This window comes from Micromonospora sp. WMMD956 (assembly GCF_029626125.1).
GTDB lineage: Bacteria > Actinomycetota > Actinomycetes > Mycobacteriales > Micromonosporaceae > Micromonospora > Micromonospora carbonacea.
On sequence record NZ_JARUBI010000005.1, the window covers coordinates 482,456 to 502,976 of the forward strand.

General features: G+C 73.0%; 15 protein-coding genes. 5 read left to right on the forward strand and 10 right to left on the reverse strand.

Annotation, left to right across the window (positions count from 1 at the left end; translation table 11 throughout):
- Window positions 1-321 precede the first annotated feature (321 nt).
- Window positions 322-1,314: a hypothetical protein gene (locus tag O7628_RS02345; protein ID WP_278127975.1), complete on the forward strand. Its 993-nt coding sequence runs from the start codon at window positions 322-324 to the stop codon at window positions 1,312-1,314.
- A 100-nt stretch (window positions 1,315-1,414) separates the two neighbouring features.
- Here O7628_RS02345 and O7628_RS02350 read toward each other — a convergent pair whose 3' ends face one another.
- From O7628_RS02350 to O7628_RS02360, 3 genes are all read right to left on the reverse strand, one after another.
- A complete protein-coding gene (locus O7628_RS02350) occupies window positions 1,415-2,314 on the reverse strand; it encodes an SWIM zinc finger family protein (protein ID WP_278127977.1) in 900 nt (299 codons plus the stop codon).
- Between the two features lie 65 nt (window positions 2,315-2,379).
- Window positions 2,380-2,583: a DUF397 domain-containing protein gene (locus tag O7628_RS02355; protein WP_278127979.1), complete on the reverse strand. Its 204-nt coding sequence runs from the start codon at window positions 2,581-2,583 to the stop codon at window positions 2,380-2,382.
- Between the two features lie 23 nt (window positions 2,584-2,606).
- The gene (locus O7628_RS02360) at window positions 2,607-3,461 is read right to left on the reverse strand and encodes a helix-turn-helix transcriptional regulator (protein WP_278127980.1); all 855 of its coding nucleotides are present in this window, start codon (window positions 3,459-3,461) and stop codon (window positions 2,607-2,609) included.
- Window positions 3,462-3,600: 139 nt separating this feature from the next.
- Here O7628_RS02360 and O7628_RS02365 point away from each other — a divergent pair, with 139 nt between their 5' ends.
- The gene (locus O7628_RS02365) at window positions 3,601-4,095 is read left to right on the forward strand and encodes a hypothetical protein (RefSeq protein WP_278127982.1); all 495 of its coding nucleotides are present in this window, start codon (window positions 3,601-3,603) and stop codon (window positions 4,093-4,095) included.
- Window positions 4,096-4,115: 20 nt separating this feature from the next.
- Here the strand turns inward: O7628_RS02365 and O7628_RS02370 are convergent, their stop codons facing one another.
- The 3 genes from O7628_RS02370 to O7628_RS02380 form a co-directional block, all read right to left on the reverse strand.
- Window positions 4,116-6,347, reverse strand: coding sequence for a S8 family serine peptidase (locus O7628_RS02370; protein WP_278127984.1), 2,232 nt, complete (start codon window positions 6,345-6,347; stop codon window positions 4,116-4,118).
- 138 nt (window positions 6,348-6,485) lie between these two features.
- On the reverse strand, window positions 6,486-8,438 hold the full coding sequence (gene uvrC, locus O7628_RS02375) for an excinuclease ABC subunit UvrC (RefSeq protein ID WP_278127986.1): 1,953 nt from the start codon (window positions 8,436-8,438) through the stop codon (window positions 6,486-6,488).
- A 10-nt stretch (window positions 8,439-8,448) separates the two neighbouring features.
- Window positions 8,449-9,804, reverse strand: a complete 1,356-nt coding sequence (locus O7628_RS02380; RefSeq protein WP_278127987.1) for a jacalin-like lectin — start codon at window positions 9,802-9,804, stop codon at window positions 8,449-8,451.
- A 226-nt stretch (window positions 9,805-10,030) separates the two neighbouring features.
- Here O7628_RS02380 and O7628_RS02385 point away from each other — a divergent pair, with 226 nt between their 5' ends.
- Entirely contained in the window at window positions 10,031-13,276 is a 3,246-nt protein-coding gene (locus tag O7628_RS02385) for a penicillin acylase family protein (protein ID WP_278127989.1), read from the forward strand.
- 51 nt (window positions 13,277-13,327) lie between these two features.
- Here O7628_RS02385 and O7628_RS02390 read toward each other — a convergent pair whose 3' ends face one another.
- From O7628_RS02390 to rsgA, 3 genes are all read right to left on the reverse strand, one after another.
- Entirely contained in the window at window positions 13,328-13,798 is a 471-nt protein-coding gene (locus O7628_RS02390; protein ID WP_278127991.1) for a Rieske (2Fe-2S) protein, read from the reverse strand.
- Window positions 13,799-14,015: 217 nt separating this feature from the next.
- Window positions 14,016-16,961: an excinuclease ABC subunit UvrA gene (gene uvrA / locus O7628_RS02395; RefSeq protein ID WP_074474354.1), complete on the reverse strand. Its 2,946-nt coding sequence runs from the start codon at window positions 16,959-16,961 to the stop codon at window positions 14,016-14,018.
- Window positions 16,962-17,244: 283 nt separating this feature from the next.
- A complete protein-coding gene (rsgA, locus tag O7628_RS02400; RefSeq protein ID WP_278127994.1) occupies window positions 17,245-18,303 on the reverse strand; it encodes a ribosome small subunit-dependent GTPase A in 1,059 nt (352 codons plus the stop codon).
- A gap of 179 nt (window positions 18,304-18,482) precedes the next feature.
- Here rsgA and O7628_RS02405 point away from each other — a divergent pair, with 179 nt between their 5' ends.
- Both O7628_RS02405 and O7628_RS02410 read left to right on the forward strand, forming a co-directional pair.
- Complete coding sequence (locus O7628_RS02405; RefSeq protein WP_278127996.1) at window positions 18,483-19,199, forward strand: maleylpyruvate isomerase family mycothiol-dependent enzyme; 717 nt, start codon at window positions 18,483-18,485, stop codon at window positions 19,197-19,199.
- Window positions 19,200-19,206: 7 nt separating this feature from the next.
- Complete coding sequence (locus O7628_RS02410; RefSeq protein ID WP_278127997.1) at window positions 19,207-19,860, forward strand: MBL fold metallo-hydrolase; 654 nt, start codon at window positions 19,207-19,209, stop codon at window positions 19,858-19,860.
- Between the two features lie 27 nt (window positions 19,861-19,887).
- Here O7628_RS02410 and O7628_RS02415 read toward each other — a convergent pair whose 3' ends face one another.
- Window positions 19,888-20,511 (reverse strand): VTT domain-containing protein, encoded by a 624-nt coding sequence (locus O7628_RS02415; protein ID WP_278127999.1) that lies wholly within the window; start codon window positions 20,509-20,511, stop codon window positions 19,888-19,890.
- Window positions 20,512-20,521: the final 10 nt, after the last annotated feature.

Consider the following 20,521-nt stretch of genomic DNA (forward strand, 5'->3'; position numbering starts at 1 on the left):
CGACCCGCCCCCGCGATCTTGCACTTGCGGCCCCCGATCCGCCCCATACGCCCTTTTCGCCCGGGCCCCAAGTGCAAGATCCCGGGAACGTGGACGGCGCGGGGCGGGCAGTGGGAGTGGGGGGGATTGGGCACGATCGGAGAAGTCGGTCGGCCGACCCGACGCCATACTGCGGTTGGACATCGACCCAACTCGATGGATATCGGTGGCGGGCGATGTCCACCCGGCCGGCGGTGCCGGCCTCCCGGTCCGGGCGTCGTCGTCGGCGTCGCCGACGCGCCCCCGCCGGGGTCTCGTCCCCCTCGGCATGAGGAGCGCAGCGTGACGCAGACCCATCGTTCTCCCCGACCCCCCGTGGACCTCCAACCCGACAGCGCAGGCGCGGGAACGTCCACCTTCGTCAACGGGCACTTTCCCCGCCGGCGGGCACTGATCGTCCTGCTCAGCGTGCTCGGCGGCTTCCTGCTGACCGTGGTCTGGTCGGCGGAGTTCGTCGACCAGACCATCGGCGACAACGTCGCCAACACGCTGCTGGGCCACGACGCCAAGGAGACGCCCATCCAGGGCATCGCGGCGGGCATCGTGTTCGCCTTCGTCTCCGGCATCGCGGGCACGTTCACCGCCTGCAACATCGCCGCCTTCGGCGCCATCGCCCCGCTCACCGGCACCGCGGCCGGGAGCCGCCTGCACCGGTTCGCCCAGCCGCTGAAGCCGCTGGGCTGGATGTCGGTCGGGATGATCGCGGTGTCGGCGACGTACGGTGCGATCGTCGGCCTCGTCGGCACCGCCATGCCGCAGTTCTCCACGGCCCCGACCACCCCCGGCGGCCTGTCGCCGCGCAGCATCCAGTCGATGGTCGTCTTCGGCCTGATCGGCCTGGTGATGGTCTACCTCGGCCTGGCCTCGCTCGGCATCGTCGCGGACCCGTTCGCCCGGATCGCCCGCCGGTTCCCCAACGCGCCCATGGTCTTCATGGGCGCGCTGATCGCCGGCTTCCTGATCGGGCGGCCCTTCCCGCTGTTCCGGCAGATGTTCCGCGACGCCGCCGAGAGCGGCAACCCGTTGTACGGTGCGGCGGCGTTCACGCTCCAGTCCCTCGGCAACATCGTCATCATGGCGGTGCTGTTCCTCCTGCTGGCCTGGCTCGCCGGCTCCCGACTGCAACGGTGGTTCGCCGAGCGGCCGAGCCGGCTGGCGGTGCTGACGGCGGTCGCGTTCATCGTCGCCGGCGCGTTCACGTTCCTCTACTGGGACGTCCGGCTGCTCGCCCGCCGCGAGATCATCCCCTGGTACCCACTCGCCCCCTGGGCCTGAGTGCAAGGAAGGGCCCCTTGTTAACGCATTCTGTTGTATAGGGGGCCCTTCCTAACAAGCACGCACGGCGGCGCCAGCAGCAGCGCAGGCATGCCGGCCGTCAGCGGAGCTGCCCCAGCGCCTTGACGCGCTGGCGACCGAGCACCGCGACATAGTCCCACGGCTCATCGAGACAGGAGTCGACCTCGGCCGACTCGATGATCTCGGCGAGCCGGGCGGCGAGTTCGTCGGGGTCCGGCTGAACCTGCTCGCAGAGCTGGACGTGGACCGCCCGTAGCGCGCCGCCGATCTCGGCCGGTTCTTCCTCGTACGTCTCCCAGGCGTCATGCAGGTAGCCGGAGAGCCCGTCCCACGCGCGGGCGGCCCGCTCGACCAACAGCAGCGTCTCCTCGGTCGGCGGTCGTTGGGCAAGCACCTCGACCTCTTCGACGATCGCCCGGCCAGCCTTCTCCACGTCGTGCAGATCCCAACGGTCACCGCTGGTCGCCTCATGGGCCAGGTTGTCGATCATTCGACGGATGTCGTTCAGCTCGGCGGCGGTGAGGGACGCGAGCTGGCCGGCCTGCGCCCGCAACCTGCTCTCCAGCACACGATCCGCAGCCGCCCACTCGGCGACCAGCAACGCCAGCCGTCGGGCGGGGATGTTCCGTGCGATTTCGACCAGCCCAGCGACCCGGGGGTCGACCGCCAGGGCCGACGGTGGCGTGGCCGCCGAGGACCAGGCGAGACCTTCGTCCAGGGCAGCGAGGGTGAGGGCCACCGCGTGCGCGCACAGCCCCGCGCCGTCCGGGCAGTCGCACTCGGCGGTGAAGCCGTCCGCCGTGATCCCCACCCAGACCTCAAACGGCGGCTGCCCGGTCTCCCTGATCACGCCGGATGCTCCCCCGCCGGCCGGCGCGAACTCCGCCGGCTGACCGGCTGCCCGCAACGTGTCCGCCGCTGCGCAGGCCACGGGACCGGCCGCGTCCCGCAGGGCTTCGATGTCGATGCTCACCGCCATCCGGTCATCTAACCGGGCGTGGGTGATGCCGCCGGCATCGGGGCGACGACCGACTCCGCGAGGGATCAGCCGCGCAGGCCGCGCCGCAGACCGACGACGAACGACGACCAGGCGTCCCGGTCGAAGCGGAGTGCAGGGCCGCCCGGGTCCTTGGAGTCCCGCACCGCCAACGCGGAGGAGAGTTCGGCCACCTCGACACAATCAGACCCATTCGCACTGCTACGCGTACTCTTACGCCACGTCACGTTCGTAAGGTCAGACGAGGTCATCGCAGTGCTCCTCAGGCCAAGACTCAGTCTTGAAGCTCGGCGGAGATCCTGACGAGGAAATCAGCAGACTGGTCAGGGTCAAGCGCCTTCGCACGCAGGTGGTCGAAGACGAGTCTATATCGCGATACCTGCTGATCCTCCTCCAGCAGGAGTGTGTTGGTGTCGTTGTCCACGTAGACGATGGTCGGGTCGAGCGCCGCCTCCGCGTAGTCAAGGATGGTGAAGGCACCACCCATCGAAGCGTGCGCGCCCGCAGCGAAGGGCAGCACCTGCACCTCAACCGTCGGCAGCTGGCATGCCTCGACAATGCGCGCGAGTTGAGCACGCATGACCCTGACGCCGCCAACGGCCCGCCGAACCGCAGCCTCGTCCAGAATGACCCAGAGCTTCGGCGGCACGTCCCGCGTGAGCAGGACCTTCCGAGCTTGACGCGCCGCGATGACCCGATCAACTTCCTCCTTGTTGGCGGTGGTCCGCCCTGCGTGGATGATCGCCCGCGCGTACTCCTCCGTCTGCAACAGCCCGGGGATGTAGAGGCTCTGGAACGTGCTGATCGCTGTCGCCTCCGCCTCGAACCCCACGTAGTCGTCGGGTAGGACATCGCCGTACGCGCTCCACCAGCCCTTCTGCCGCGCCTGGCGCGCAAGACTGGCCAACGCATCCCGTTCCTCGGGAGACGCCTCGTAGAGGTCCAGAAGCTTCCGCAACCCGTCCGAGGCAATCCCGCTATGCCCCTGCTCGATTCGGATCACCTTCGCCCGATGCCAGCCCACCGAGCGAGCAACCTCATCGACGGTCAGCCCTTGCTGGGCGCGCAGGCGTCGCAGCTCACGACGCAGTCGACGCGCACGAATCGTCGGGCTTGCAGTCGATGCCATAGCAGACCTCCGCAGGAGCACGGCTGGGGATATGGGACCAGATGATGCTATCTAACACCGCCCATTGCTACGTTGCAAGATCGCATGCCATGGTGCACGCTCAGTGCTCGGAAACGCTCGCCGGAATCCGGAGGTAGTGATGACTGACAATCAAGCGTCGCAGTGGCCCGAGTCCGACTTTCATCGTGACCTGGCGGCCATGCTCGACGTGTCCGAGCGGGTCCGGGCCGCCGTCGCGCACGCGCTGACGAAGCCGGACGTCCTCTCGTCGTACGTCAATTCCCTGGTCAACCGCTACACGACGGACCGCGAGCGGGGCTCGGGGCGCAACCGGCCGCCCGCCGGGGCGTACGAGACGCACCGCCGGTGGACGCTGCACCTGTCCTACCCGGCACCCGACCTGCGGGAGGCCCGCGACCAGGCCGTCGTCTACACGGAGGGCCTGACGATCCTGCGCCCCGAGCTGCCCGCGAGCGCCGCGCTGCTGTCCCGGGCCGACGCCTGGAACCACGTCGAGCCGGTGTTCTGCGGCCGGACCGGCCCCGACGGCGAGGTCTGCCTGGACGTCACCGGGCACCCCGGCTTCCACAGCGCGGCCGGCATCGGCGGGCTGTGCTGGGGCGACGGCGACTGACAGCCATTGTTGAAGCGCCGTCAGAGGGTCAGCTTCCAGCCCTCGATGAGGCCCTCGTAGCCGGCGACGTTCTCGACCCGCAGCTTCCAGGTGCCACGGGTCGGCTTGCCCGACAGGTCGGCGATGTAGGCCTCGCGGGCGTTCGCCTTGTACGACCCCACGAGGCTCTCCTTGAGCAGCACCACCTGCCCGCCCGGCGCGACGAGGGAGATCTGGAGGTCACGGCCGAACTGGTGCGCGATGCTGACCTCGACGTAGCTGGTGGTCGACGGGGCCCGGCCGCAGTCGGCGACGCTGATCGGCGACTCGACCGTGCCGGAGGCGGGGATCCGCACGTCGGCGGTGGCGACCCCGCCGCACGCGGGCGCGGGCAGGTTCGCGCCCGCCAGGTTGATCTTCCACGAGTCGAGGAACCCGGTGCCCTGGGCCAGGTTGTCGCTGACGTACAGGTTCCAGGTGCCGTTCGCCGGCTCGGCCGACAGGTCGTAGGTGAACGTGTAGTCGATGCGGTCGCTGTCGCCGCCGGTGTGGTCCATGAGGAAGTACCAGGTGCCCCGGGGCGAGATCAGCCGCACGTCGAGCTCCCCGATGACGGCGTGCTCGATGTGCACCTCCACCGTGCTGTTGCGGGCGGCGTTGCCGGCGCAACCGGTGACGGTAATCGGGGCGTAGAGGTTCTGGAAGTCGGTGATCGCCCGGTCGGTGCCGTCGGAGCGGACGCAGGCGGCCGGGTCGTCGATGCGCAGCTGGACGGCCACCGCGCGGGTCGCGGCGGTCCCGGTGCCGATCACCGTGACGGTGTACGTGCCGGCCAGCGCCGTCGACGCGGCGCCGAACGTGAGCGTGGTGCCGCCGTTCGAGGAGATGCTGGCGGACTGGAACGTGGCCGTGACGCCCGCCGGCACGCCCCGCGCGGCCAGCGCGACCGGCTGGGACGCGCCCCTGGTGACGCTGCCGGCGATCGTGGTGGTGACCGTGCCGCCGGCGGTGACGGTGACGTTGGCCGGAGTGGCGGTCAGGGTGAAGTCGTTGGCCGGGGTGGTGGGGTCGACGTGCAGCAGCCGGTTCGGCGTGCCGACGCCCGCGTCGGTCACCGCCCCGACGGTGGCGTCGGCCAGGAGCGCCTGCGTCACCTGGGCCGGCGTGTAGGTCGGGTGCTCGGCCAGGATCAGCGCGGCGGCCCCGGCGACGTGCGGGCTGGCCATCGACGTCCCCGAGGCCGTGCGGGTGGTGGCGGTGCCGCCGATGTAGGCCGAGGTGATGTCGACGCCCGGCGCGAACAGGTCCACACAGGTGCCGACGTTGGAGAACGAGGCGCGCGCGTCGGTGGCCCCGGTGGCGGCCACGGTGATCGCCTCCGGCACGGAGGCCGGAGTGGTCGTGCAGGCGTCGGCGCCGTTCTCGTTGCCCGCGGCCACCGCGTAGGTGACGCCGTCGGCGATGGACCGCCGCACGGCCTCGACCATGGGCGCGTACGCCGCGCCGCCGAGGCTCATGTTGGCCACGGCCAGCTCTCCGGGGTCGTGGTCGCCGGTGACCCAGTCGACCCCGGCGATGACCTGCGAGGCCCAGGCGCCGCCGGTGCAGCTCAGCACGCGCACGGCGACCAGTTGCACGTGCTTGGCCACCCCGAAGGTGGACCCGCCGAGCGTGCCGGCCACGTGGGTGCCGTGGCCCTGGCAGTCGGTGGCGTCGGCGTCGTTGTCCATGAAGTCCCAGCCGGACACCGCCCGCCCGGCGAACTCGCCGTGGGTGAGGTTGATGCCCGAGTCGATCACGTAGGCCCGCACGGCCGCCGTGGCGCGGGGGTAGGTGAACGAGTTGTCGAGCGGCAGCGCGCGCTGGTCGATCCGGTCGAGGCCCCAGGACGCGGTCGGGGTCTGCACGTCGGACGCGGACACGGTGCGGTTCTGCGTCACCGAGGCCACGGCCGGGTCGGCGGCGAGCCGGCGGGCGCCCCGCTCGGACAGCCGGGCCTCGAAGCCGCGCAGGGCGTGCCGGTAGACCAGGCCCACGTGGCCGCCCTGCCGGGAGGCGAGGCGGCGGGCGGTGGCGGGCACGGCGTCGGCCGGGACGGCGGCATCCCGCAGCACGACGACGTAGGAGCCGGCCACGGCGTCCGGGCCGTTGACGGCGACGACCTCGCCCTCGGCCGGGGCGGCGATCGCCGGGGCGGCCGCGGTGAGGGCCAGCATGGCCGCTGCGGCCACGGTGCCGAGCAGGGAGGTCCTGCGGCGTCCTGCCGGTGTCATGGTTGCCTCCCCAGACGACGTGCGCGACACGGCCACGGCCCGTCACGCGTCGGACGCGCGGACGGCCGTACCGCCGACATCATGGACACACGAACACCCTCGACGCCATAGATGAAAGTCAAATATTTGCGTCGGACGCTAATTGCCGTCGGCCGCGGCGGGCCGGGCGTCCGCCGCCGGGTTGAGGGCGGCGGTGATCGCCTCGGCGGTGCGCCGGCCGACGCCGGGCACCTCGGTGATCTCCTCGGTCGAGGCCGCCGCGAGCCGCTTGAGCGAGCCGAAGTGGCGCAGCAGGGCCTTGCGCCGCACCTCGCCGAGGCCGGGCACCGAGTCGAGCGCCGACTCCGTCATCCGCTTGGAGCGGCGCTCCCGGTGGAAGGTGATGGCGAACCGGTGCGCCTCGTCGCGCACGCGTTGCAGCAGGTAGAGCCCCTCGGAGGTGCGCGGCAGGATGACCGGGAACTCGTCGTCGGGCAGCCACACCTCCTCCAGCCGCTTGGCCAGCCCGCACAACGCCACGTCGTCGACGCCCAGCTCCGCGAGGGCCTGGGCCGCCGCCGCGACCTGCGGCGCGCCGCCGTCGACCACGACCAACTGCGGGGGGTACGCGAACCGGCGCGGCCGGCCCGTCGTCGGGTCGATGCCCGGCCGGTCGGGGTCGGCGGCGGTCTCCTCCCCCAGCTCGCCGGTCTCGGCGCGGGCCTCGAGGTAGCGGGCGAAGCGGCGGCGCAGCACCTCCGACATGGCGGACAGGTCGTCGGTGGCCCCCCGCACGATGAACCGGCGGTATTCGCTCTTGCGGGGCAGGCCGTCCTCGAAGACGACCATGCTGGCGACCACGTCGGTGCCCTGGATCTGGGAGACGTCGTAGCACTCGATGCGCAGCGGCGAGGTGCGCATGCCCAGCGCGTCGCTGATCTCGTCGAGGGCCTTGCCCCGGGTGGTCAGGTCGCTGCCGCGCTTGAGCTTGTGCCGGGCCAGGGCGTCCTTCGCGTTGCGCTCCACCGTCTCCAGCAGGGAGCGCTTGTCGCCGCGCTGCGGCACCCGCAGCGACACCCGGCTGCCCCGGCGGCCGGTCAGCCAGTCGGCGAGCGCGTCGGCGTCGGCGGGCAGGGCGGGCACCAGCAGCTCGCGGGGCACGTCGGCCTCGCCCTGCTCGCCGCCGTAGACCTGAGTGCAGAAGTGGTGCACCAGGTCGCCGGCGCTCAGGTCCTCGGTCTTCTCCACCACCCAGCCGCGCTGGCCGCGCACCCGGCCGTCGCGGACGTGGAAGACCTGGACGGCGGCCTCCAGGGGGTCGTCGGCGAACGCGACCACGTCGGCGTCGGTGCCGTCACCGAGCACCACCGTCTGCTTCTCCATGGCCCGGCGCAGCGCCGCGACGTCGTCGCGCAGCCGGGCGGCCTTCTCGAACTCCAGCGCCTCGCTGGCCTCGGTCATCTCGCGTTCGAGCCGGCGGACCATGGTGTCGGTGCGCCCGGCCATGAACTCGCAGAAGCCGTCGACGATCCCCCGGTGTTCCTCGGCCGTGACGCTGCCGACGCACGGGGCGGAGCACTTGCCGATGTAGCCCAGCAGGCAGGGGCGGCCGACCTGCCCGGCCCGCTTGAACACGCCGGCCGAGCAGGTCCGCGCCGGGAAGACCCGCAGCAGCAGGTCGAGCGTCTCGCGGATCGCCCAGGCGTGCGAGTAGGGCCCGAAGTAGCGCACGCCCTTGCGTTTGGCCCCGCGCATCACCTGGAGCCGGGGGAACTCCTCGTCGAGGGTGACGGCGAGGTACGGATACGACTTGTCGTCGCGGTAGCGGACGTTGAACCGGGGGTCGTACTGCTTGATCCAGGTGTATTCGAGCTGGAGGGCCTCGACCTCGGTGCCCACGGTGACCCAGTCGACCGACTCGGCCGTGGTGACCATCTGCTGGGTGCGCTGGTGCAGCCCCCACAGGTCGGCGAAGTAGGAGTTGAGCCTGCTGCGCAGGTTCTTCGCCTTGCCGACGTAGATCACCCGGCCGGTGCCGTCGCGGAACCGGTAGACCCCCGGGGCCTCGGGGATGGTGCCGGGTGCGGGGCGGTAGGTCGAGGGGTCAGCCACGCTCCGAAGACTAGCCGCCCGCCCCGACACTCCAGAGCACGCCGAGCTGGTCCACCTCGCTGCCGCTGCGGCCGAAGAACCCGGCGAGCCGGCCGCCGGGCGGGGCGGTGAAGGTCACCGCGTCGGCGGTCGGGGCGCCCCCGGCGAGGGCGCGGCCGAGGTTGGTGGTGAGCCGGACGGAGAAGATCCGGGTCCGGCCGTCCTTCTTGCCCTGGGTGAGGGTGACCCGGTCGACATACTCGCCGTCGGCCAGGGTCAGCGTGGCCGGGGTGCCGCCCGTGCCGCCGTGGGTGAGGCTCGCGCCGTCGGCGAGGCGCACGCCGATCTGGTCGAGCCGGGAGCCGGCGCGCAGCGAGACGCCGGTGACCGGGGCGCCGACGGCGTCGAGGTCGGTGAACGGGGTGCCGTGCGGGCCGCCCCAGGTGTCGCTGGCCCGCAGCCCGTCGGCGAGGGTCCAGGAGAACCAGGCGGCGTGCGGGTAGTGGTCGGACAGCGGCGCGCCGGCCGGGTCGAGGAACGCGGCGTGCTCGTTGCGGTAGCGCACGAGGTCGAGGTCGATCAGCCGGTTGCCCCGGTAGAGGATCTTGTCGACGACCTCGCAGGCGTTGGTGACGTTGGCCGGGTCGCAGGTCAGCGCGGGGCTGCCGGCGGCCGGGGGCACCCCGCCGCGCTCCTGCTGCACCCACACGTCGGTGAGGCCGTTGGCGGCCACGAGGTCGCGGATGTTGTCGCCGGTGCGGGTGTAGCGGACGTTGAGGTCGCCGGCCACGATCACGGCGTTGCCGGCGGAGTTCGCCTGCACGTACGCGGAGAGCTGGTCGATGTTGGACCGGCGGGCGGCCAGGTCCGGCTCGTCGCTGCCGGCGTTGGTGTGCACGTCGTAGAAGTCGACGTAGACGCCCTCGGCGAGCCGGATCCGGGACCGGCTGAAGCCCTTCGGGGTGAGGCAGTCGGTGCCGTGGCAGTCGTCCCAGCGCACCCGGACGAAGTCCGACACCGGGTAGTTGGACATCGTGTTGAGGCCGTCACCGAAGGGCACGCCCCCGCTGGTGGCGGTGCGGTACGGGTGCCGGTCGGTGGCGTACAGGTCGGCGTGGTAGTTGAAGTCCTCCTGCACGTGCACGATGTCGTAGGCGTTGACCCGCTCGCCGATGGGCCGGGTGTTGATCGCCGGGCTGCCGCCCGACAGCGGCTCGGGCAGGCCGGCGACGTTGTAGGTGAGCACCGAGAAGCCGCCCGAGGCGGCGGCGGGCGCGGGGGCGGCCCCGGCGGCGGCCCCGGCGGCGGGCGCGGCGGCGGCCGGCGCGGCCGGGGGCAGCAGGGCGGCCAGCAGCGTCACGGACGCGAGCAGGCGGGTGGGTCTCATCCGACGTCCCTTCCAGACAGTGGGGTCCGGTGTGGCCGGCACCAGCCCGGGGGATCGAAGGTTATCCAAGGAAGGCGGCCGGTTCAATACTCGCGGGTAACCGGCGCGCGACATGCCGATCGACGTCTTCCAATCTCGCGGCGAGACGCCTACCATCCGGTAACTGAATGTTCTTCATGTAATGATCGTCACCCCCGTCATGATCCCCACCCCTCGGAGGATCACCATGCCCCGTCCCACCGCCCCGCGTCGCCTGCTGGCCGGCGCGACCGCCGCCGTCGGCGTCGCCGCCCTGCTCGTCGCCGCGCCCGCCCCGACCCCGACGCCCGCGAGCGCCGCCGCGAAGGCACCCGGCCTCACCAGCACCTTCGCCGCCAACGACTACTGCCTCGGCGAGTGCGGCGACATCGTGCCGCCCGGCCAGAACGGCAGCGCCACCCTCGTCGAGATCCTGGCCAACCAGACCCTCGGCACGCTGCCCCGGCACTCCGCCGACCAGCTCGGCAAGTACGCCGACCTCGTCTACGGCTACGCCGGGCTGCGCCCCGAGCAGATCGGCTCCTTCTTCAACGACGCCTCCTTCGGAGTGCCGTCCGGGCAGGTCGAGCGGGACTACTCGCCCCGCGCCGACGTGCGGATCGTGCGGGACCGGGCCACCGGCGTCCCGCACGTCACCGGCACCACCCGGGGCGGCACCATGTACGGGGCCGGCTACGCCGGCGCCGAGGACCGGCTGTTCACCATGGACCTGATGCGCCACGTGGGCCGGGGAACCCTCACCCCGTTCGCCGGCGGGGCGCCCAGCAACCGGGAGCTGGAGCAGAGCGTCTGGCGCAACTCGCCGTACACCGAGGCGGACCTGGCGGCGCAGGTCGAGGCGCTGCGCGCCAAGGGCCCGCGCGGCGAGCAGCTCTACGCCGACGTCCAGGAGTACATCGCGGGCGTCAACGCCTACATCGGCGTGTGCATGGCCAACCGCAACTGCCCCGGCGAGTACGTCCTCACCGGGCACCTCGACGCGATCACCAACGAGGGCGGCCCGGAGCCGTTCACGATGACCGACCTGATCGCCATCGCCGGCGTCGTCGGCGGCCTGTTCGGCGGCGGTGGCGGCACCGAGATGCAGTCCGCGCTGGTCCGCATCGCCGCCCGCGCCAAGTACGGCCCGACCGAGGGCGACAAGGTGTGGGCCGGCTTCCGCAACCAGAACGACCCGGAGACGGTGCTGACCCTGCACGACGGGCAGAGCTTCCCCTACGGTTCCGCCTCCCCCGACGCGGCGAGCGTGGCGCTGCCCGACGCCGGCACGGCCAAGGTCGAGCCGATCTTCACCGACCCGACCGGCTCCGCCGCCAGCCGGGCCACCGGCAGCAGCGGCTCGGAGCTGGCCGCCGCGCTGTCCGGGCTGACCATCGACCCGGCCCACCGGGGCATGTCCAACGCGGCCGTGGTCTCCGCCGCCAACTCCGCGACCGGGCACCCGGTGGCGGTGTTCGGGCCGCAGACCGGCTACTTCTCCCCCCAGCTGCTGATGATCCAGGAGTTGCAGGGCCCCGGCATCAGCGCCCGGGGCGCGGCGTTCGCCGGCCTCAACCTCTACGTGCTGCTCGGCCGGGGCCAGGACTACGCCTGGAGCGCCACCTCGTCGATCCACGACATCACCGACACGTACGCGGTGCCGCTGTGCACCACCGACGGCAGCGCGCCGACGCTGGCCAGCGACCGCTACCTCTTCCGGGGGCAGTGCGTGGCGATGGAGCAGCTCGCGCACACCAACAAGTGGAAGCCCACGGCGGCCGACACCACGCCCGCCGGCTCGTACAAGCTGGTGGCCTGGCGCACGAAGCTCGGCCTGGTCGCCTGGCGCGGCACCGTCGGCGGCAAGCCGCACGCGTTCACCCACCTCCGCTCCACCTACCGGCACGAGGCGGACTCCGCGATCGGCTTCCAGATGTTCAACGACCCGACGGAGATGGGCACCGCCGACGCCTTCCTCGCCTCGGCGGGCAACGTCGAGTACGCGTTCAACTGGTTCTACGTCAACTCCACCCAGTCGGCGTACTTCAACTCCGGGCTCAACCCGCTGCGGGCCGCCGGGTCCAACCCGAACCTGCCGATGAAGGCCGAGCCCGCGTACGAGTGGCAGGGCTTCCAGCCCGACACGAACACCGCCAGCTACGCGCCGCGCTCCGCGCACCCGAACTCGGTGGACCAGGACTACTACGTCAGCTGGAACAACAAGCAGGCCAAGGACTTCGGCGGGGCCGACGGCAACTTCAGCTTCGGCGCGGTGCACCGGGGCGACCTGCTGGACAAGCCGCTCAAGGCCGGCATCGCCGCCGGGAAGAAGTACGACCGGGCCACGCTGACCAGCCTCGTCGAACAGGCCGGCGTGACCGACCTGCGCGGGGTCGAGGTGCTCGACGAGCTGATCCGGGTGCTGGAGAGCCAGCCCGTCGGCGACACCGCCCTGGCCGCCGAGATCGCGAAGCTGAAGGCGTGGCGGCAGGCCGGCGCGCTGCGGGTGGAGACGGCCAAGGGCTCGAAGGTCTACCAGCACGCCGACGCCATCCGCACCTTCGACGCCTGGTGGCCGCTGCTGGTGCGGGGCATGTTCCGCGACCAGCTCGGCCCCGACCTCTACCAGGCGCTGATCAACGCCATCCAGATCAACGAGTCCCCCTCCGGGCAGCAGCAGGGCGACAAGTCGACCCTGCCCACGTCCGCCAACGAGGCCCAGGCGCACAAGGGCTCGTCGTTCCAGTACGGCTGGTGGGGGTACGTCGACAAGGACCTGCGGGCGGTCCTCGGCGACCCGGTCGCCGGGGGCCTCGGCCGCAGCTACTGCGGCGGCGGCGCCCTCGCCGGCTGCCGGCAGGTCCTGCTCGACACGCTGAAGGCCGCCGCCGCGACGCCGGCCACCACCACCTACCCGGGCGACAGCACCTGCGCGGCCGGCGACCAGTGGTGCGCCGACACGATCGTGCAGTCGCCGCTGGGCGGGATCAAGCACGCCCCGATCGCCTGGCAGAACCGGCCCACCTACCAGCAGGTGGTGTCGTTCCCGGCCCGGCGCGGCGACGACGTGTCGAACCTCGCCGCCGGGAAGGCGGTGACCGCGTCGAGCGCCCAGCTCGGCTACGCCGCCAGCAAGGCCGTCGACGGCGACCTGGGCACCCGGTGGGCCAGCTCCTGGGCCGACGACCAGACGTTGACGGTCGACCTGGGCTCGGCCCGGCCGGTGGGCCGGGTGGCGCTGGCCTGGGAGTCGGCGTACGCGAAGTCGTACCGGATCGAGGTCTCCACCGACGGCACGACCTGGCGCACGGCGTGGTCCACCACGGCCGGCGACGGCGGCACCGACGTGGTCGCGTTTCCGGTCGAGACCGCGCGGTACGTGCGGATGCGGGGCCTGACCCGGGCCACGACCTACGGCTTCTCGCTGTGGGAGATGTCGGTCTACGCCCGCTGACGGGCGACGGCGGCGGCCGGTCCGGGGTGACCCGGGCCGGCCGCCGCCGGTTCAGGCGAGGGTGATCTGGTCGCCGTCGACCTTCAGCTCCTTGGCCGCGAGGGCCGTCGTCGCCGGGCCCGACGTCACCGAGCCGTCGGTGATGGAGAACTTGCTCATGTGGCAGGTGCAGTTGATGGTGCCGCCGTCGACGTTCGACACCGGGCAGCCCTGGTGGGTGCAGATCGGGTCGAAGCCCTTGAACGTGCCGGCCTCCGGCTGGGTGATCACCACGCCCTTCGCGGCCAGGATCAGGCCGCCGCCGACCGGGACGTCGGCGGTGCTGGCCAGCGCGCCGGAGTCGCCGGTGCCGCCGGTCGCCGCCGCGCCGCCGCTCGGGGCGGAGTCACCGCCGGCGGAGTCGTCGGAGTCGTCGCCGCCGCACGCCGACAGGACGACCGCCGCGCCCAGCGCGCCGGCGCCGGCGAGGAGGGCGCGCCGCGTCTGCGTGGCCGGCCCGGTCTGCACCTGCTCGTCACTCATGTCTGGCCTCTCTGTCGACTGCCCGGTCCGGAAGGGGTGCCCGGGCCTCGGTGGGGTCCACGGATCACTGTGCCTGAAGGTTCAACAAATTGACCACAGTGATCGTTTGGTGGGGGCCGCCGAGCGGGCCGGGCGGAGGGCGGGCGGAGCGGGGCGGCGACGACGCGCGAGGGGCGTCCCGAGTCCTCCGGGACGCCCCTCGCCGTGCGCGGTCGCCTCAGCGGGCCGCAGCCGCGACCTTGCGGGCCCGGGGGCGGGCCGGGGCGCCGTTGGCCTTCGCGGCCCGCCCGGTGGCCGCCTTCGCGCCCCGGGCCTCCCCGTCGAGCCCGAGCACCGGGCGCAGGAACCGGCCGGTGTGGCTCTCGGGCACCTCGGCGACCTCCTCGGGGGTGCCGGTGGCCAGCACCGTGCCGCCCCGGTGGCCGCCCTCGGGCCCCATGTCGATCAGCCAGTCGGCCGTCTTGATCACGTCGAGGTTGTGCTCGATGGTGATCACCGTGTTGCCCTTGTCGACCAGCCCCTCCAGCACCATCAGCAACTTGCGGATGTCCTCGAAGTGCAGGCCGGTGGTCGGCTCGTCCAGCACGTAGACCGTCCGGCCGGTGGAGCGCTTCTGCAACTCGGAGGCGAGCTTGACCCGCTGCGCCTCGCCGCCGGAGAGCGTCGGCGCGGGCTGGCCCAGCCGGACGTAGCCCAGGCCGACGTCGACGAGCGTCTTCAGGTGCCGGTGGATGGCCGGGATCGCGGAGAAGAACTCCGCCGCCTCCTCGATCGGCATCTCCAGCACGTCGGAGACCGTCTTGCCCTTGTAGTGCACCTCCAGGGTCTCCCGGTTGTACCGGGCCCCCTTGCACACCTCGCACGGGACGTAGACGTCGGGCAGGAAGTTCATCTCGATCTTGATGGTGCCGTCGCCGGAGCACGCCTCGCACCGGCCGCCCTTGACGTTGAACGAGAACCGGCCCGGACCGTAGCCCCGGACCTTGGCCTCGGTGGTCTCGGCGAACAGCTTGCGGACGTGGTCCCAGACCCCGGTGTACGTCGCCGGGTTGGACCGGGGCGTGCGGCCGATCGGCGACTGGTCGACGCCGACGACCTTGTCCACGTGCTCCAGACCGCTGACCCGGGTGTGCCGGCCCGGCACGTGCCGCGCGCCGTTGATCTGGTTGGCCAGCACCGCGTGCAGGATGTCGTTGACCAGCGTCGACTTGCCCGAGCCGCTGACCCCGGTGACCGCGATGAGCTGGCCCAGCGGGAACGACACGGTCAGGTTGCGCAGGTTGTGCTCCCGCGCGCCGTGCACCACCAGCTCCCGGCCCGGGGTCTGCGGCCGGCGGCCCTTCGGCGTTGGGATCTCCCGCCGCCCCGACAGGTACGCCCCGGTCACCGACTCCGGGTTGGCCAGCAGGTCCGGCACCGACCCGGAGTGCACGATGCGCCCGCCGTGCTCGCCCGCGCCCGGCCCGATGTCGACGATCCAGTCGGCGGTGCGGATGGTGTCCTCGTCGTGCTCGACGACGATCAGGGTGTTGCCCAGCCCGCGCAGCCGCACCAGCGTCTCGATGAGCCGGTGGTTGTCGCGCTGGTGCAGGCCGATGGACGGCTCGTCGAGCACGTAGAGCACGCCGACCAGGCCGGAGCCGATCTGGGTGGCCAGCCGGATGCGCTGTGCCTCGCCGCCGGACAGCGTGCCGGCCGGGCGGTCCAGGGAGAGGTAGTCGAGCCCGACGTCGAGCAGGAACCGCAGCCGGGCGTTGATCTCCTTGAGCACCCGCTCGGCGATCATCTTCTGCCGGTCGGTCAGCTCGATGCCGGCCAGCAGCTCGGCGCACTCGCCCACCGACAGGTTGCACACCTCGGCGATGCTCTTGCCGGCCAGGGTGACCGCGAGGACCTCGGGCTTGAGCCGCGCGCCGCCGCAGGCCGCGCAGGGCACGTCGCGCATGTAGCCCTCGTACTTCTCCCGCGACCACTCGCTCTCGGTGTCGGTGTGCCGCCGCTCGATCCACTGCACCACGCCCTCGAAGCCGGTGTAGTAGGAGCGCTCGCGGCCGAACTTGTTGCGGTAGCGCACGTGCACCTGGTCCCCGGAGCCGTGCAGGATCGTCTTCTGCGCCCGCGCCGGCAGGGCCCGCCACGGGGTGTCGACGTCGAAGTGCTCGGCCTCGCCCAGCGCCTCCAGCAGGCGCAGGAAATATTCCAGGTTGTGCCCGGACGACCAGGGCTGGATCGCGCCCTCGCGCAGGGTGCGCTCCGGGTCGGGGACGACCAGCTCCGGGTCGACCTCCTTCTTGGTGCCCAGGCCGGTGCACTCGGGGCACGCGCCGTAGGGGGCGTTGAACGAGAAGACCCGGGGCTCCAGGTCCTCGATCGCGAGGGGGTGGTCATTGGGGCAGGCCAGGTGCTCGGAGTAGCGGCGCTCCCGGTCGGGGTCGTCCTCGGCGAGGTCGACGAAGTCGAGCAGGACCAGCCCGCCGGAGAGGCCGAGCGCCGCCTCGACCGAGTCGGTCAGCCGCTGCTTGGCGCCCGGCTTGACGGTGAGCCGGTCGATCACCACCTCGATGGTGTGTTTCTCCTGCTTCTTGAGCTTCGGCGGCTCGGTCAGCGGGTGCACCACGCCGTCGACCCGGGCCCGCGCGTAGCCCTTGCCCTGGAGCTCGGCGAAGAGGTCGACGTACTCGCCCTTGCGGCCGCGCACCACCGGGGCGAGCACCATGAACCGGGTGCCCTCGGCCATGGCGAGGACCCGGTCGACGATCTGCTGCGGGCTCTGCCGGGAGATCCGCTCGCCGCAGACCGGGCAGTGCGGCTCGCCGACGCGGGCGTAGAGCAGCCGCAGGTAGTCGTAGACCTCGGTGATGGTGCCGACGGTCGAGCGCGGGTTGCGCGAGGTGGACTTCTGGTCGATGGAGACGGCGGGGCTGAGGCCCTCGATGAAGTCGACGTCCGGCTTGTCCATCTGGCCGAGGAACTGCCGGGCGTACGACGACAGCGACTCGACGTAGCGGCGCTGCCCCTCGGCGAAGATGGTGTCGAAGGCCAGGCTCGACTTGCCGGACCCGGAGAGCCCGGTGAAGACGATCAGGGCGTCCCGGGGCAGGTCGAGACTGACGTCACGCAGGTTGTGCTCGCGCGCGCCACGGATGATCAGTCGGTCGGCCACTGTCCGTGTACTCCCGGTGAAGAAGGCGAGGAGGATCTGGGCGCTCGGGGCGGCCGGGAGGCTTCCGGGACGGCCCCGAACGGTCGTGCGGGCGCAGAAGAAGCGCCTCGGCAACTCTAGCCCCGAGGTACGACAACTTTCCGCGCCCGCACATTCCCCCAGCTCAACACGGTCGCGCCGGGCCGCGTCACGGGCCCCGGCCCGCCGCCTTCCCCCCGGCGCGGCACCCCGACGGCCGACCGCCGCCGCGATCAGCTCCGCGCCACCCCACCGACACCGACAGTCACGGCCGGGCCGTGCGCCGCCGCCCGCCGCGCCAGCCGCCCCGGCGCTCGGCGGCCAGCCGGGTCTCCCGACGCCGGCTCTCGAAGGCGACCTCCCGCTGCAACCGCCGCCAGCTGTCGTAGCGCCGGACGGCCAACTCCCCGGCGGCCAGCGCGTCGCGGACCGCGCAGCCCGGCTCGGCGTCGTGCGCGCAGTCGCCGTACCGGCAGCCCGCCGCCAGCGCGGCGATGTCGGCGAAGGCCCGGTCCAGGCCCGCCGCGCCGTCGAGCAGGCCGACCGCGCGTACCCCCGGGGTGTCCAGCACCGCGCCGCCGCCCGGCACCGCCACCAGCGCCCGCCAGGTGGTGGTGTGCCGGCCCTTGCCGTCGACCCGGCGGATCGCCTGGGTCGGCATCACCACCGCCCCGGCCAGGGCGTTGACCAGGCTCGACTTGCCGGCCCCGGACGGGCCGAGCAGGGCGAGGGTGCGGCCCGGCGCGACGTGCGGGCGCAGCGCGTCGAGGCCGTCGCCGCGCTCGGCGCTGACCGGCAGCACCGGCACCCCCGGGGCGACGCCGGCGAGCTGCCGGGCGATCGCCCCCGGGTCGGCGGCGAGGTCGGCCTTGGTGAGCACCACCAGCGGCGTCGCGCCCGACTCGTGGGCCAGGGACAGCAGCCGCTCGATGCGGGCGACGTCCGGCTCGGGGTGCACCGGCTCGACGACGGCCGCCGCGTCGAGGTTGGCGGCGAGCACCTGCCCGCTGGCGTCCTTGCCGGCGGTGCGGCGCACCAGCGCGGTGCGCCGGGGCAGCACGGACTCGACGGTGACCGGCCCGTCGGGCCAGGTGCGCAGCAGCACCCAGTCGCCGGCGCAGGGCAGCCGGGTCAGGTCGCGGGCCGCGTCGGCGAGCACCGCCGCGCCGAGGGTGGCGCGGAGCGGGCCGTCCGCGTCGAGCACGGTGCACACGCCCCGGTCGACGCGGGCCACCCGGCCCGGCCGCCGGCCGGCGCGGACATGGGCGTGGGCGTGGGCCGCCCGGTCGGCGTCCCAGCCGAGGGCGGTCAGATCGATGGACATGGCAACCCCTTCAGGGTCGGTGGATACGGTGGGGCGACACGCGTGCTACGACCGGCATGGGCACCACCTCCTCCACGTCCCCGGTGTCGCGGTGCAGCACCGACGGTAGGGGCCGGGCCGACGCGCCGAAAGCGATTTCCACGGCGACGCCGGGGCCGCGGGCGGCTAGGGTTCGGAGCGTGACCGCGGACCCGCTGCTGCTGACCGGTGACCTCGACGACGCCACGACCCGGCTGCTGCGCACCGCCGCCGCCCTCGACGACGCGGACGTCGCCGCGCCGTCGCTGCTGCCCGGCTGGACCCGGGCGCACGTGCTGACCCACCTGGCCCGCAACGCCGACGGGTTCGTCAACCTGCTCACCTCCGCGCGCACCGGCGAGCGGATCCCGATGTACGCCAGCACCGCGGCCCGCGCCGCCGACATCGCCACCGGCGCGGCCCGCCCGCCCGCCGCCCTCCTGGACGACCTGCGCCGCTCGGCGGAGCGGTTCGCCGAGGCCGTCGCCGCGATGCCCGTGCCGGCGTGGGCGGCGACCGTGGAGACCCGGCGCGGCCCGGCGCCGGCGGCCATGCTGGTCTGGGGGCGGCTGCGGGAGGTCGAGGTGCACCACGTCGACCTGGCCGCCGGCTACGCGCCGGCCGACTGGCCGGAGGCGTTCGCCCAGCGGCTGCTGCATGAGGTCACCTCCGGCCTCTCCAGCCGGGACGACGCGCCGGCGCTGGTGCTGCGCTTCGACGGCAGCAGTCACGAGGTGGCCGTCGGCGACCCCGACGGCGCGCCCACCGTCACCGGTCCCGCCCACGGGCTTGCCGCCTGGCTGATCGGCCGCGGCGGCGCCGACACGCTCGCCGTCACCCCCGACGGTCCCCTGCCGACCCCACCGGAATGGATGTGACCAGCGCATGACCTACAGCGGAGACGTCAGCCCCGGCGGCGCGCCGGCCGTACGTGAGCTCGACGGGCTCACCATCACCAAGGTGTCGGTGGGGCCGATGGACAACAACGCCTACCTGCTGCGGTGCCACGACACCGGCGAGCAGCTGCTGATCGACGCGGCCAACGAGGCCCCCCGGCTGCTGGAGCTGGTCGGTGACGCCGGCCTGGCCACCGTGGTCACCACCCACCAGCACATGGACCACTGGGTCGCGCTGGAGGAGGTCGTCGCGAAGACCGGCGCGCGGGCGCTGGTGCACGCCGACGACGCCGCCGGCCTGCCCATCCCGGCGCAGCCGCTGGCCGACGGCGACACGGTGGCCGTCGGCGGCCGCGAGCTGGAGGTGATCCACCTGCGGGGGCACACGCCGGGGTCGATCGCCCTGCTCTACCGCGACCCGGCGGGCGTCCCGCACCTGTTCACCGGCGACAGCCTCTTCCCGGGTGGGGTCGGCAACACCGACCGGGACCCGCAGCGCTTCGGTCAGCTCGTCGACGACGTCGAGCACCGGTTGTTCGACCGGCTGCCCGACGAGACCTGGTTCTACCCGGGGCACGGCCGGGACAGCACCCTCGGCGCGGAGCGCCCGTCGCTGCCGCAGTGGCGGGCCCGCGGCTGGTGACCGGCGGCGGCGTCGCCCGCCCGGGGCTCAGGCCACCGGGGCGGCGGGGACGGCGGCGCGCAGCCCGCGCCGGGTGACGAGCAGCACGACGCCGGCCAGCAGCAGGCCCACCGCCATGGTGACCAGCAGCGGCGAGACCTCCATCGGCAGCAGCGCGGCCAGCGAGCGGGACAGCGTGCCGAGGGCCACGTAGAGGCCGGCCCAGAGCGCGGCGCCGAGGCTCGCGCAGGCCAGGAACCTGCGGTACGACATCCGCAGGCCGCCCGCGGCCAGCGGCAGCAGCGCGTTGAACACCGGCAGGAACGGCGCGACCAGCACCATCCGGCCCCCGCCCCGGCGCAGGACGGACTCGGCCGCCGCCCAGCGGGACTCCCCGATCCAGCCGCCGACGCGGCTGTGCCGCAGCCGGTCGCCGTAGCGCCGGCCGACGAGGAAGCTCAGCGACCAGCCGGCCACGCAACCGGCGACCACGGCGGCGACGGTGCTCGCGGCGGTGGCCGGCCGCCCGACGCCGACCGCGGCGAGGACCGCGACGTCGCCGGGGACCAGCACCCCCACCAGCGGCACGGCGTCGAGGAGCATCACCACCCCGAGCACCCCCGCCAACAGGATGGTGGGCAGCTCCCCGACCTGGTGCGTCCATTCCGCCATGGTCCGTACG